The 14,359-nt window shown below is 65.3% G+C and carries 9 protein-coding genes; 5 read left to right on the top strand and 4 right to left on the bottom strand.

Features of this window, described 5'->3' with window-relative positions:
* Window positions 1-55 precede the first annotated feature (55 nt).
* The 5 genes from AC1AYR_RS08265 to AC1AYR_RS08245 all read left to right on the top strand — a co-directional run bounded on the left by AC1AYR_RS08265 (window position 56) and on the right by AC1AYR_RS08245 (window position 6,180).
* Window positions 56-853 (top strand): ABC transporter ATP-binding protein, encoded by a 798-nt coding sequence (locus AC1AYR_RS08265; protein WP_476512265.1) that lies wholly within the window; start codon window positions 56-58, stop codon window positions 851-853.
* A 127-nt stretch (window positions 854-980) separates the two neighbouring features.
* Window positions 981-1,568 (top strand): FMN-binding protein, encoded by a 588-nt coding sequence (locus AC1AYR_RS08260; protein WP_476512264.1) that lies wholly within the window; start codon window positions 981-983, stop codon window positions 1,566-1,568.
* Between the two features lie 326 nt (window positions 1,569-1,894).
* On the top strand, window positions 1,895-2,896 hold the full coding sequence (locus AC1AYR_RS08255) for a hypothetical protein (RefSeq protein ID WP_476512263.1): 1,002 nt from the start codon (window positions 1,895-1,897) through the stop codon (window positions 2,894-2,896).
* A 195-nt stretch (window positions 2,897-3,091) separates the two neighbouring features.
* Complete coding sequence (locus tag AC1AYR_RS08250) at window positions 3,092-4,021, top strand: hypothetical protein (RefSeq protein WP_476512262.1); 930 nt, start codon at window positions 3,092-3,094, stop codon at window positions 4,019-4,021.
* Window positions 4,022-4,290: 269 nt separating this feature from the next.
* A complete protein-coding gene (locus AC1AYR_RS08245; protein WP_476512261.1) occupies window positions 4,291-6,180 on the top strand; it encodes a DUF6020 family protein in 1,890 nt (629 codons plus the stop codon).
* 29 nt (window positions 6,181-6,209) lie between these two features.
* Here AC1AYR_RS08245 and AC1AYR_RS08240 read toward each other — a convergent pair whose 3' ends face one another.
* The 4 genes from AC1AYR_RS08240 to AC1AYR_RS08225 form a co-directional block, all read right to left on the bottom strand.
* Window positions 6,210-8,354, bottom strand: coding sequence for a YhgE/Pip family protein (locus tag AC1AYR_RS08240; RefSeq protein ID WP_476512296.1), 2,145 nt, complete (start codon window positions 8,352-8,354; stop codon window positions 6,210-6,212).
* Window positions 8,355-8,548: 194 nt separating this feature from the next.
* On the bottom strand, window positions 8,549-11,179 hold the full coding sequence (locus AC1AYR_RS08235) for a YhgE/Pip family protein (protein WP_476512260.1): 2,631 nt from the start codon (window positions 11,177-11,179) through the stop codon (window positions 8,549-8,551).
* Between the two features lie 441 nt (window positions 11,180-11,620).
* A complete protein-coding gene (locus AC1AYR_RS08230) occupies window positions 11,621-12,511 on the bottom strand; it encodes a hypothetical protein (protein WP_476555159.1) in 891 nt (296 codons plus the stop codon).
* Window positions 12,512-12,723: 212 nt separating this feature from the next.
* The gene (locus AC1AYR_RS08225) at window positions 12,724-13,923 is read right to left on the bottom strand and encodes an IS110 family RNA-guided transposase (RefSeq protein ID WP_476555160.1); all 1,200 of its coding nucleotides are present in this window, start codon (window positions 13,921-13,923) and stop codon (window positions 12,724-12,726) included.
* Window positions 13,924-14,359 lie beyond the last annotated feature (436 nt).

Here is a 14,359-nt window from a genome sequence, read left to right as displayed (position 1 = left end):
AGGGGTGTCCGAAACCACCGGAACCCTCCGTGACTACGTCAAAAAGGAAACCACCATGTTGCTTGAACTCGACCACATCTCGAAGATCTACGGCGACCTGCATGCCGTGGACGACTTGAACCTCACTGTGCCGGAAGGTGAATGGCTGGCGATCGTCGGCTCGTCCGGCTCCGGCAAGACCACGCTGATGAACATGATCGGCTGCATGGACTCGCCGTCGAAGGGCTCCGTGAAGCTCGAAGGCCGCAAGCTCGAGGACCTCAACGCCTCGCAGCTCGCCGACGTGCGCAAGAACATGATCGGCCTCGTGTTCCAGAAGTTCTACCTCGTGCCGCATCTGACGGCCGTGGAGAACGTGATGGTCGCCCAGTACTACCATTCCGTCGTCGACGAGGACCAGGCCATGAAGGCGCTGGAGCGCGTCGGCCTCAAGGACCGCGCCCACCATCTGCCGAGCCAGCTGTCCGGCGGCGAACAGCAGCGCGTGTGCATCGCGCGCGCCCTCATCAACGAGCCGAAGCTCATCCTCGCCGACGAGCCTACCGGCAACCTCGATGAGAAGAACGAGAAGATCGTGCTCGACCTGTTCCGTCAGCTGCACGAGCAGGGCACGACGATCATCGTCGTCACGCACGACGCGCTCGTCGCCAGTTGCGCCCAGCGCGAGATCATGCTCAATCACGGCGTGCTTGTGGGCGAGAAGTGGAATGACGACGCCGCGCGTACCGCATACGAGAAGGAGGGCGGCAGGCCGGCCTCGACCGGCGCCCAGGTCGAGGGCGCGCAGACAGGCGAGACCGCCATCGGCTTCGCCGACCCCACCAAGGCCGCCAAGACCGGCGGCGAGGAGTGACGGTCGCGTTTGTCCTGTTTTGTCCCATTGGTTTCGTTGGTTCCGTTTGCCCCGTCCGTGCGACGGTCCGGTGGCGGTGCGCGGACTCGTCGCATGATGCGGAAGGGCATGGTGTAGAAGGGTGATTATGAGCGATACGCAAAGCGATACGCAGGAGCAGAGGAACGACGGCAAGCGAGCCGTCATCAGGACAGTCGCGCTGACGGCCACAACGCTGGTGCTGTTGGGTGGCGTGGCAGGCTGTGCCGAGTCGAAGGCGACGCCGATGGACGACCAGTACGCCGGCAACTCCGGTGAGACCGAGAAATCCCAGGAGGAGCAGTCGCAGTCCGGTGACACCTCCGGTTCGTCGGGCAGCTCTGGTGATTCGTCCGGTTCCTCCGATTCTTCCGGTTCATCCGACGCGAAGGACACCGGCAACTACAAGGACGGTACGTATTCGATCAACGGCCAGTATGGTCCGGTGGGCGAGGATTCGATCGATGTCCACTTCACGATCAAAGACCAGAACGTCGAGACGGTCGAGGTAATCGGCCACCCGTTCACGTCGATCTCGAAGAAGCATCAGACCGACTTCGCCAACGCGATCAACGGCGTGGTGGACGGCAAGCCGCTCAAGGGCCTCAAAGTGGACAAGGTCGCCGGTGCCAGCTGGACGTCCGACGCGTTCAACAAGGCCCTTGACCTCTGCCGCGAGCAGGCCTCCATCCAATAACCGCGTAGCCGCCAGTGCGGCATCGCGCGTTACGAGATTCTTCCTCCCGCTGGCGGGAGGTGGCGCGTAGCGTCGGAGGGTGGTCCTCGGAATATGGTGGTGGAATGATCCGGTTGTCCGGTTTACCGTGGTGTCGGCGTTCGTGGTGTTGTGCATTGCGGCGGTGACGATACTCGATCGGAATGGCTAGGAGCGAGGAGAGCGTGATGAGCGGGAATGCGAACAGTTTCGGTTCGGATGATAGGCGTCCAGTGCCGTTGCCGGATGGTGTGGATGCGGGTCGGATGGCGATTGTGCCTCCGCTTCCATTGTCGGATGGTGCGTCCATGGGTGTTCCCGCGGACGCGGGTGCGGGTGTTCCCGCGGACGCGGGTGTTTCCACTGGTGCCGGCATGGTCCCGGCCGCAACCGTGAAGGGCTCGCGTCCGAAGTGGCTGATTCCCGCTATCTCAGTGGTCGCGGTGCTCGCCCTGGCGGGCGGCGGCATCGGCGGGTATGCGGCGTGGAACAGCCATGAGTTGGGCGTGGCGAAGAGCGCGTGTGCGAAGGCCGCGGATTCGGCGCGTGTGGCGGCGAACGAGTACAACACGCTCCTGAACGGGGATGCGGCCGGCATGGCGAAGGTGAAACCGGCGGACGTGAAGGACGCGACGACCGTGGACGCTCTCGCCAAGGCGGTGAACGTGGAGACGCCCGTGTACGCGGGTTGCACGGCCGACGACAAGGCGGGATTGGACGCGGCTACGACGCGGCTCGGCGACCAGGCCGACTGGTACAAGACGCATGAGAAGAGCCTGAAGAAGGCGGTCAAGGCAGTCGAAGCGTCCAGGCTCGACAAGACCGTGGACACCGCGAACGCCCTGTTGAAATCCTCGGATGGGAAGGTCGCCGACGGGAAGACGCGCGACCGGCTGGCGAAGGCCATCAAGGCGCGTGACCTGAAGGCGATCGGCGAGGCCACGGCCGCGGTGAACGCGAGCGTGAAGCAGAAGTCGGACGCGGACGCGAAAGCCGACGCGGAAGCGCAGGCCGCGGCCCAGCCGGCGGCCGGCGGCGCGGCCTCGGACGGCTCGTACATAGGTGCCGGCTATTCGGGCGGCTCGTCGTATGCGAACACCGGGTACACCGGTTCGGGTTACACGGGTGGCGGTTCGGGTTACACGGGTGGCGGCTACACGGGTGGCGGCCAGGCGGCCGCGCCCAGCACCCCCAGCGGCGGAAACGTCACCGTCGGCGGGGATGCCGAATTGTCTGACGACGGTAACTGGGTCGGTTGTACAGTCACTAGCAGCAAGCCGGAGTGCAGCGGCTGGATCGAATGGAACTGACCCGCTCCCGCTGACCTGGCTCCTCTCTTTCCGTTTCCTCGTGGGCGGCCGCTCGGATGCGTTTCCGGGCGGCCGCCTCTCGTTGTTTTCGGGGGTGTCGGCCGATCCGCATAGGCGGGTGGCGTACATTCCCCGAGAGGAAAGGAAACCGGTATAGATTGGAAACACGCGGCACGCGCCGCCATCGCCACGCTCGTGGCCGCGGGCGCGCTCATGGCGGGCGCCGCCACCGCGAACGCGGCGCAGACATCGGGCGAGACGAAGGGGCTGCCCGGCTACGATTTCAAGAGCGGCGTCGGCCTGGGGCCGGTCGGCGGCTCGCAGGGCGGCTGGGTCTACTGCATCGAATCCGGTGCGGACGTGGGCTCGTTCGACGGCACGTGGCAGGACGCGTCCAACGAGGACGAGAAGACGGCCGCGTGGATGATCGAGGCCACGAAGAACAGTTCGGACGACCTCACGCAGGCGGCGGTCGCCTACGCGATCCACGACCATCTCGACGAGGGTTCCTCCCAGTGGCAGTCCGTCAAGAAGGAACAGCTGGACGGTGCGGACATCAACCAGGTCGCGGCCAAGGCGAACGAACTGTGGGAGCAGGCCAAGAACAAGGTCGTGAAGTCCGCGAACTGGGAGAAGGTCCGGTACACGAAAGGCATGGCGCAGGGCGTCGCCACCGCCGAACTCAAGGACGGCAACGGCAACTACGTGAGCGGCGTGCCGTACACCGTCGACTACGACAAGACGATGATCCAGATCGACAACCCGACCGGCGTGACCGGCAACGGGCCCATCGACATCAACTGGACCGCCCTCAAGAACGGCGAAGTCGCAATCCATGTCAACTACGATACGCGCGTTCTCAGGAAGCTGGTACCCGCCGTCGGACAGCACAAGGTCGCCGGGATGCATGACCCGCTGGTCGATTCGTCCCCTGACGTGGAGTTCAAGGTGGTGCGCGGCATGCAACCGCACGTCACCTCGGACACCTCCGCCGCCATCGACCAGTCGAAAACCGTGACGGGCGCGAACGGCAACCAGTACTCATGGTCCGAATACAAAACCGACACCGACGTGACCTACACGCACGCCCCCTGCCCACGACCGCCCTCCGGCGCTACGAGCTAGGAGATACGAGGGCCGGAGTCGCATGGTCATACGCGTCAGAACGCGAAGAGCGTGAAACCCCCTCGACGCTATCGCAGATCGGAAACGTGGAGAAGGCCGGAAACAACCCTTTGCCAGACCGCATTGGAACACCGGTCTACAACCCCCTATCGCAGAGGCTCCTGTCGGCATTATTGGGGCGTCCATCGGGGCGTCCCCTGACGAGGTGCTGGCGCGCGTAGTGCGACCGACGAGGGAGAGATTGCCGTCAGGCGCGTAGACTGGGTGCCGTGTCTGAATGGGATACATGGTCATCCACCGTGCGGCTCTGGCTTGCGGCTCGCCGCCCGTCGACCTTCACCGTCGCGCTGCGCAAGCGCTTCGCCCTGTACTTCGCCCTGATCGCCGCGGGTTGGCTGCCGTGGATCGCGCTCACCTGGCCCGGCGCCATGCGCGACGACACGATGGCCCAATATCTTCAGGCGATGGGCCTGCACCACTACTACACGCAGCACCCGCTGTTCGACACCCTGATCTTCGGTCTGTTCTGGCGGTTCGGCTCGTCGGTCTTCGGCTCCCCGCTCGCCGGCCAGGCCGTCTACACGATCGTGCAGACGCTTGCCCTCGCCTCCGGCATCGCGTTGGCGCTCTGCTACATCCGCAAACTCGGCGCGCCCCTGTGGCTCGTCACCGTCGGTCTCGTCTACGCCGCGTCGAGCTACGTGGTCGTCGCCGCCGTGACGACGATGGGCAAGGATTCGCTGCACACGGTCTTCTTCCTCCCGTTCGCCGTCATCTTCACCGAGGCGTGCCTGACACGCGGCCGTGTGCTGCGCCGCATGCCGGTCGCGGTCGCGTTCACGCTGCTCGCGTTCGTGGTCGTCGCGTCGAAACGCACGGCGCTGATCATCGTCGTCTGCGCGGGCATCGGCCTCCTGTGCGTGTGCGACGGCCGTCGCCCCACGCCCTGTCCCGCTCTCCGCCCGGGATCCGATCGTCCGGCAAACTCTCCGGAATCCCGGCCGGCCACCGGCCACACCCCGCTTCTCCGCACGGCTTCCGCGCGCCTGCGCGCCGGAATCTGCCTCATCGTCGCCGTCATTCTCGCGCAAGGCGTGTTCACGCCGATCGCGAACGCCGTGACGCATGCCGTCCCGTCGCCGGGCCGCGAGGTCTGGGGCATCGTCACGCAACCGGTCGCCCGTCTCGCACACGACGATCCCGCCGCGATCTCATCGGACCAGCGTCGCGTGCTGGACGCGATCATGGATCTCGACAAGGCAGCCGAGACCATCAACCCGCATCGGTCGGACGAGACGTTTCACACGTTGAGGGAGCCGCGCGTCGCCGCTGACGGCACCGTCATCGCGCCCGGCCCGACCGTGGTGCAGAAGCTCGAGGCCGTGCGCGTGTGGGTGCGGCTCGGCTCCGCGCATCCGCTCGTCTACGCGCGCGCCTACGCCGCCCAGACGCGCGGCTGGTGGGATCCGCGCGTGAACTTCTCCTATCCGACCGACTCCGACTATCTGTTGCGCGGCGGCTATCTCAGACAGTGGTCGACATACCTGTCGGCTGATGAGGTGCGTCGTGCAAGTACCGGCGATACTGCCGAGGTGCATCATGCGGAAGGTACCGGCAACACCGCCGCAATCACCGAGGAGGCGCGCATGACCGCCATCGCGCGCGATCTCGCGCCGCTCGCCGGCACGTCGAACCGGCCGCAATGGTGCCGCGACGTGCTGCGCGACATTCGTGATTGGGCGCGTGGTGGTACGACCGCGGCCGTGCGCACGCGCGGCGGTTCCGGTGACGCCGCGCGCGCCGGCAATCCGCTTACGGGGATGGCGTTGTACGTCACGTGGATTCCGCTCGCGGTCGGAATCGCGTTGATGGCGGAGGCGGTGATGCGGTCCCGACGCGGCCATGATCGTGCGGATGACCGTATGACCGGTGAGGCGGCTGGCCGTTACCCATCCGGTTGTTTGGCTGGCCGTCACCCATCCGGTCGCGTCGCCGGTCGCGTTGTCACGGCATCACCCGGACCCCGTCTTGCCGCATTCGGATTGCTCGCGTTCACCGTGCTGTCGCTGTACGCCTCGCCCGAAGCCCTGTTTTGGTACCCGATTCCGGTGTTCGCAAGCCTGCCGCTGTTCGTGGCTTTGCCGTTCATCCTCGATTGACATGGCTGACACGGTCAAGGAGGGAACCGCTAGGCCATGATCTTCGTGCTCTCCACCTTGGCCACATACCACTGGTTGAACTGCACCAAGGGCTTCCTCAGCACGAGGCCGATGAGCAGCAGTGGCGGGATGAACAGCAGCAGCGCACCCAACGCCTTCCAGTAATCCATGTCGTAGATGCCGGCGATCGCCGCGCGGATCATCGTCACCGAATGGGTGATGGGCAGCACCGGGCTGATCCGGCCGATCCAATCGGGCAGCATCTGCAACGGGTAGGCGGCGTTCGAGCCGGAGATCTGGATGATGAGCATGAGCACGCCGATCGCCTTGCCCACGTTGCCGAAGCTCACCACCATCGTGTACGCGAAGAACGAGAACACGAGCGAACTCACCCATCCGGTGAGCATGAACAGCAGCGGGTGCACGGCCTGCACGCGGATGAACAGCAGCGCGCCACCGAACGCGAACGTGCTCTGCAACAACGCCAACAGGGCGAAGATCCCGTAATGGCCCAGATACATCTGATGCGGTCGCGGGTCCCCGAGTTCACGGCGTACACGATGCGAGACCGTCGTCTTCAACGTGACCGCCATAAGCAGCGACCCCACCCACAACGGCAGCAGCAGGTACAAGGGCGCGAGCGACGAGCCGAAGGACTCCACCGGGAACACGGCCTTGCGCTTGAGCGTCACCGGCGCCGCCAGCGTGGCCGAAAGCGTCTCTGGATCGTTGCCGAGCACCTCCTTGACCATGCTCATATCACCGCTGTCGAGCGCCTTCGACAGCTTCTCGTCGAACGAGCCGAGCTCCTTGCCGGCCTTCGCGAGCTTGCCGGAGACATCCGTCAACGTGTCATGCACCGAAGTGAGATCGTTCTGCGCGTTCGTGGCCGTCGTGTCGAGGTCGCCGAGCGTGGTCTTCAGTTTCGCCGCGCCCGAATCGAGCACCTGCGTGGCGTCCGTTACCGAAGCGTTGAGCTGTGCGAGCTGCGGCTTGACCTGCGAGTCGAAATCCGATTTCACGCCGGCGATCGCGGACTGCGCCTGCGTGGCGAGATCCTTGACCTGCTGATGCTGGTTCTGCACGTCCGTGTTCTTCGTGCGCACGCCCGAAGCCGCGTCGGTCAGACGCGTCTGCAACGTCTGCTGCAAGGCGATCGCCGTGTCGAGACGGTCGAGCGTCGAATCGAGCAGCGGCTGCAGGTTCTCGGGCAGCTTGCCCTGCAGGTCGGCGATCGACTGGCGGATCGTCTGGTATTCGGTCACTTGCGCGCCCACATGCTTCGCCTGCGTGTCGAGCGTGGTGGCCGTGTCTTCGGCCTGCGTGCCCGCGTTCGCATACAGGGCGTCCACCTGGTCGGCCACCGCTCCGTAGCTGTCGGCGCTGCTGGACAGCGCGCTCGCCAACGTGTCGGCGGCGGTGGTCATCGCGCCGGACAGGTCGGTCACGCCTTGTTTCGCGCTGTCGAGCTGATTGCCCGCGGCGGTGGCCGAGGCGGATGCGTTGTCGAGCAGCGAGTTCGATTCGCCGAGCAGCGAGCTCGCGGAACCGGTGATCGTCGCGTAGTCGCCGAGCATCGCGGACGTGTCGTTCAGCGTGGTCGCGAAGTCGCCGATGTTCGCGCTGAACCGTGCGAGAGCGGTCTGCGCCTGCGGCGACGACAGGTCGTCGGCGAGCTGCGACGCGATGGACAGCGCGGTGTTCGTCAGCGTTTTCGCGAACATCTGGTTGATCTGCGTGCTCACCTCGTTCGCGCCTTCGTTGGTGAGGTTCGGCGCGAGCGCGTTCTTCTTCTCGTTGTCGTAGTAGTCGATCTTCACATGATCGACGTCGGCGGAGAAGAACGTCATCATCTTCTTGCTGAAGTCCTTCGGAATGACGATGGCCGCATAGTATTTGCCGGATTTCGTGCCGTCGATCGCGTCGTCTTTCGTGGTGATCGTCCAGTCGAGCTGCGAGTTGGCGCGCAGCGTGTTCACGACGGTGTCGCCGATGGTCATCTTCACCGGAATCAGGTCGGATTTGTATCCTTCATCCACGCTGGCGACGGCGAACTTCAGGTTCTTGAGGTTGCCGAACGGGTTCCAGCTGGCGGCGATGTTGAACCACGAGAACAGGCCGGGGATCGACACCAGTCCGATCACGATGATGATGGAGACGACGTTGCTGAACATGCGCCGCACGTCGCCGGTGAACAGTTTCCACGTCTTGTGCCTCACGCGCGGCACGGCGGCGGTCGCGGCACCGCGCGTGCCGGTCGCGCCGCGTCCGTCGCGCGCGTCCGCCGCACTCGCCGTGCGCGCGTCCGCCGCGTCAGTCTCGCTGAAACCGTCGAAGTCGAGTGGTTCGATGCGTTCCGTCGTGTCGTTCACTGTGCGTGCCTCCCCTCATGCGTCGGATTGAGTGGTTGCGCGAGCCGTTCCCGCACGCGTTCGCGCTTGCGTGCCTTCGCCTTCTCGCGGATGCGTTCGCGCTCGTGGATGTACGCGCGGATCGTCTCGTCGTCCAGATTGCCGAGTTCCATCTGACGGCGCAGATTGTCGTTCATGAACTCGATGGCGATGAGGAACGCGATGATGAGCAGGATCCAGATGATCCACGCGAGCAGCGCCTCCAGCTTCGTGTTCGGCGTGAGCGAGAACGTGACCGCGAGGATGACCGGCACGACGATGCCGGCGACGAGCGCGCCGCGCTTGAGCTGCGGGTACAGCACGGCGAAGCGTGCCGCCTGCCGTTCGATACGCTCGCGGTATCCTTCGTGGCTGGTGAGCATGCGCACCGCCGTGGAGAGCCGGTATTCGGTGCCGGGCATGTGCACCGGCTCGCCGATGATCATGTCGCTTTCCTCGATTTCGCGCGCGAACAGACGGTTCACGTTCGCCATGAGCGGGCGGATGAGCAGACCGAGCGCGAGACCGAACACGGCGAACAGCAGCAGATGGCCGATCTTGTTGAACCAGTGACCGTCGTAGAAGCCGCCGATCGTCTCGCGGAACGCGTCGATCGAATACGTGAACGGGAAGAACGGGTACAGGTTGCGGAAGAAGTCCGGCATCATCTCGATCGGGTACAGGCCGGACGCGCCGGGGATCTGCAGGATGATGAGCGCCACGCACACGCCCTTGCCGACATGCAGGAACGTGGAGGACAAGGCGAAGATGAGCGTCGCGTATACGAGCGACGTGATGATGCCGGTGAGGACGAACGCGAACGCGTTCACCGTCTGCACGCCGATGATGAGGTCGCCCACCGTGGTCACGAATCCCTGCATCGCCGCGAACACGCAGAACAGCAGGAATCGCGCCATGTAGCCCTGCGTGATTGTCATGTTCTCGATGCCTTCGTCGTCGGTCTCGAGCTTGATGATCACGGCGAGCGCGAACGCGCCCACCCACAACGCCATGTTCGTGAACAGTGGCGCCATGCCGGAGCCGTAGGCGTTCACCGGGTACAGGGCCTTCTTGTTGATCACGGTGGGGGAGAGCATGAATTCGGCGATGCGTTTCGTGTCGAGCTTGCCGTCCGAACCGAACAGGTCGCCGAGCATGCTGGACGTGTCGAGCGCGCGGATGTCGGTGGCGACCGTGTCGAGTTTCGTTTCCATGCCGGCGAGCGCCTTGTCGGTGTCACCGAGCGCGGTGACCGTGTCGGCCGCGGCCCGGTCGAGCTGGTCGAGCACGAGGGTCGTTTGACTGACGAGCGCGCCTTGGCTGGTCAGGCCGCCGGCGAGCATGCCGGTGGTGCCGGCGAGCGTGCTGAGTCCGCTGTTGAGCTGCGGCAGTGCGCCGGAGGTGAGTGTTTTGCGTGCGTTCGTCGTCGTGGTGAGTGTCGTCTGCGTGGCCTTGTTGAAGTCCGTGGCGAGACCGGAGACGGAGGTGACGGTCTTCGTGGTGTCGTCGTTGAGGGTTTTCGCGTCCTTCAGTGTTTCGGCGGTGGTCGCGTTCTGTTGTTCGAGTTTCGCGATGGCGTCGTCGAGCGCCTGCGTGGCCGCGTTGTCGCCGGGCAGTTGGCCGGTGAGTGACTTGAGTTTGTCGATGACCTGCTTGTTGGACTGGTTGACTTGCGTGAGTGTGGTCACGGCGTCGCCGACCGCGCCGTTCGCGACGGTGAGGCCGCCCGCCACCTGCGTGACGCCGTCGGTCGCCTGCTGCGAGGCTTGCGACAGCATCGACGTGCCGGTGTCGAGCGTGCCGGACGTGTTCGCGACGAACGTGTTGAGCGTCGATTGCGTGGTGCCGATGAGCTGCGACGTGCTGGTCAGCCCGTTGCTCGCGTCGGTCGCGAGGCGTTGCACGTCGTTCAATGCTTCGCGCGCCTGCTGCGTTTTGGCGGGCGTCTGTTTGAGTGTGTCGGTGAGTTCGCTGATTTTGCCGCGCGTGTTCACTACGTCGCGGCGGGCGTCGTCGAGGGTCTTGAGCGTTTTCGTCTGGACGGTGCCGGCGGTGTCGCCCGCCTTCTCTGTCGCCTTGTTGACCGCTTTGGCGAGGACTTCGCTCACCGTGGAGACGAACGTGCCGTTGACCTGCGTGTCCACCGTGCTAGCGCCCACGTCCGTGATCTTCGGCGCGACGGCGCTCGCCTTCTCGTTGACGTAGTACTCGAGTTGCGGCCGGTCGCCGCCGGTGACGACGCCGGCCATCCGGTCGCTGAAGTCCTTGGGGATGATGATGGCGGCGTACGCCTTGCCGGATTCGACGCGGTTCATGGCTTCGGACTCCTCGGCGAAGGACCATCCGAGCTGGTGGTTCGTCTTGAGCTGCGTGACGATTTGCGATCCGAGGTTCTGCTTGCCGATGAGCGCGTTGTTGGTGCCTTTGTCGTTGTTGACGACGACCACCTGGATGCCTTGCGTGTTGCCGTACGGGTTCCAGAATCCCACGATGTTGAACCATGCGTACAGCGGGGGGATGAAAGTCAGACCGGCGGTGATGACCCATGCGGCCGGCACTTTCAGCATGCGTATGAGGTCGCGTTTGAGAATCGCGAGAACGTTGCCCATGCCTGTGTGTTCCTTCTACTACTGTCGTTCGCGGCGCGTGCGGCGCCGGTGTGGCATCGTGTTCGGTTTGCTGTCGCCGGTCGCGAATCCTCCCGTTGCGGGGCGTGCGTCGGCGGGATGTCTGTCACGTGGTGACGATGCCGTATGTTCAGTGCTCACCTTAGTCGAAGGTGATGAAGGAACAGGAAGGATTGCCGTGTCGTTGGGCAATCTGTCTAATTGTTGTCGGTTTCTTATCATGCCGCCCTCCGGTGTGAGGCAGCGCACAGCGCCGGAGGGTGGTCGGGCCTCTCTCCCCTCCCGCTGGCGGGAGGTGGTGCGTAGCGCCGGAGGGTGGTTGGCGGGTTAGGAAGAATCCCGGTGAAGACGAGCAAGAGAGCGACGGACGGACCCCCTACCTCCCTATGGTGAGGGAGGTAAGGGGTCCGATGGGTGGTGCCGTCAGGAGGCGATGGAGCCGCCGGAGGATGCGGACGAATCGGTGTCGGAGGAGTTGGAATTCGACCCGCTGCTCGATCCGTTGGAGTTGGAACCGGATCCGGAATCGGACGATTCGGAATCACCGTTGGACGAGCCGCCGGGACCCATGCCGCCGCTCGGCGGCTCGCCCATCTGGCCGCCCTGCCCGCCTTGGCCACTCTGCCCGGAGCCGTCCGACGAGCCGCCGGGCATCTGGCCCATCTGGCTCGTATCTTGCCCGCCGCGTCCGGAATCGGAGAACACGTTGACGACCGCGCCTCCCGCAATGCCGCCGATTAGGCCGCACGCCAGCGTCACGCCGGCGATGATCGCGATGGTCTTACCGCCCAGCTTGGTACGCTTCGACTTGTCCTTGCCGTTGGGCGCTCCGGCGAATCCGTCATCCGTGCCGGGGACGCTCGGAACGGACGGAACGCCGGGGGCCGCCAGACCGCTGTTGCCGGTCGGAATAGTGCCCGTGTACGATGCCTGCGGCACACCCGCACCCGGGTATCCGGCGGACTGGGGGAACGCGCCGACGGTGCCGGTCGGGGCGCCGGCACCGCTCGGAGTGCCGGCGTATCGGGACTGGTTGCCGACCTGCTGGGGGGACTGCTGGAACGCCGGCTGCTGCGTGGACGTCCATGCCGGCTTCATGCCGGCGGCCGTCAGGGTGGCGTCGTCGGAGGTGAGGCCGTCGCCGCCCGTCGGGGGCAGCGTCTGCGTCGCCGCGGCGGCGCGTGTGGCGGCCTCGGTCGGGCGCGCCTGCTCGGGGATGGTCTGCGTTGCATCGTTCGTGGTGTTGGCCGGCAGTGCCGTGGTCTCGGCGGCGGTGTCGAGCACCTGCGTCTTGTTCGGGTCGTTGGTGGTCATGATGGGGTCCTTTCGTAGGTCTGTGGGTAGGTGATGTCACGTAGCAGTGGGACCTCCCCCAGTCGGCTGTCGCTGACAGCCCCTTCAGAGGGGGGGTGTTCCTATGTTTTTGTCAACCTTTGTGGTTTGTCGTGTTGGCGGGTCGGGTTGTCTGTGTTGGGCGTGCTTCGCCCTGCCGCCGGTGTCCGGTTTGTGTTTGTCCGTCCGGGCTGTCAGGCGGCGAGGGTTGGTTCCTGGTAGAGGGTGCCGTTCTTGAGCATGCTGTAGATCACGTCGCAGCGTCGGCGGGCGAGGCAGACGATGGCGGCGTTGTGGTGCTTGCCTTGTTCGCGTTTGCGTTTGTAGTAGGCGGTCGAGGGCGGGTGTTTGGTGCTGGCGACGAACGAGGATTGCCATAGCGCGTTCTTGAGTCGTTTGTTGCCGCCCCTCGCTGGTCTCTCGCCTTTGATGCTGGTGCCGGACCGGCTGGTGACCGGGGCGATGCCGGCGTAGGAGGCGAGGTGGGCGGCCGATCTGAAGTTGGCGATGTCGCCGCCGATGCCGAGGAGGATGTTGCTTGCGGTCCTGACGCCTATCCCGGGCATCGACGTCAGGACCTCGAGAAGAGGGTGGTCCTCCAGCAGGGCCTCGACCTGCGTGCCGATCTCGCGTCGCCGGTCCTTGATGGTCTTGATGTCGCGGGCGATGGAGGGGATGATGGTCTCGGCCGTGGCGGTGCCGGGCACGGTGACGGTCTGCTCGCCGATGGCCCTGAACATGTCGTCGATGATCCCGCCGGCGCGCAGCTTGTTGTCTTTGGCCCATTTCCTGACCTCGTCGATGCCGGCTTGTCTCATGCCCGCGGGGCCGCCGTACCGTTCGAGGAGCGCGAGGGTCGCGTCGCGGGTGGCGCGTTCCCCCTTCAGGACGCGTTCGAACGCGGGATGGGTCTGCAGGAGCAGGCTGCGAAGGCGGTTGATGTGGCGCGTGGATTCGTGGGCGAGGTCCTCGTCGTGGCCGGCGAGCAGTTTCAGCGCGGCGAGGGTCTCGTCGTCGCTTCCCGCGTCCCTGAGGCTCTCGGGCAGTTTGAGCGCGGCCCACGCGATCACGTACGCGTCCCTCCGGTCGGTCTTCGCGTTGCCGGGCAACAGCTGCGCGGCCCTGCGCATGGCGGTGCCGGGCAGGTACGCGACCGTGATCCCCATGCTCCGGGCCACGGTCAGGGGCAGGGAGCCGATGGTGTTGGGCTGGTCGACGACCAGCAGCACGCGGCCGTGCCCGGACAGTTTCCCCAGCATGGCGCGGATGGACTTCTCGTCCTGTCTCACCGGCTTGTCGTACAGGGTGCTGCCGTCATGGTCGAGGGCGTGCGCGTGGTGCGCGCTCTTGCCCACGTCCAGTCCGACCCACACGTCGATGTCGTCCGGGCTCATCGTCGTATCTCCCGTCATGAGATGCCTCGGCCGCCGTGGACCGCTGGAATACGGTCCGGACGCCCGCGCCGCACCCACATTACGACGAGACCTGCGCCATGCGCCCCTACGCGTCCATGCGGCCGGCCTGGTTCCTATCAGCGGTCTGCAGGCATCCCCGCTCCCGGCGACAACACCCCCCGGATCATCAACGACAGGGCGAGAAAGTCATACCAGGACCGGCGACCCGGCCCCGACCATCGAGGCCTACCAAACATGGTAATGGGCGAGGATTGTTGACGTGAGCCTGTCTGTGTCGGCGGCGCGACGGCCCTCTTCAGAGGGGGGTGTTCCTATGTTTTTGTCAACTTGTGGCCGGGGTGATGTATCGGGTTAGGGGTTGTGCGTGGTGGGCGTGCTTCGCCGTCCGGCCGGGGGTTTGCCGGTCGGGTCCGGG

It is taken from the genome of Bifidobacterium sp. LH_417, from assembly GCF_056357035.1.
The sequence above is the reverse complement of the archived record's forward strand: the minus strand, read 5'-3'. Positions and strand labels throughout refer to the sequence as shown.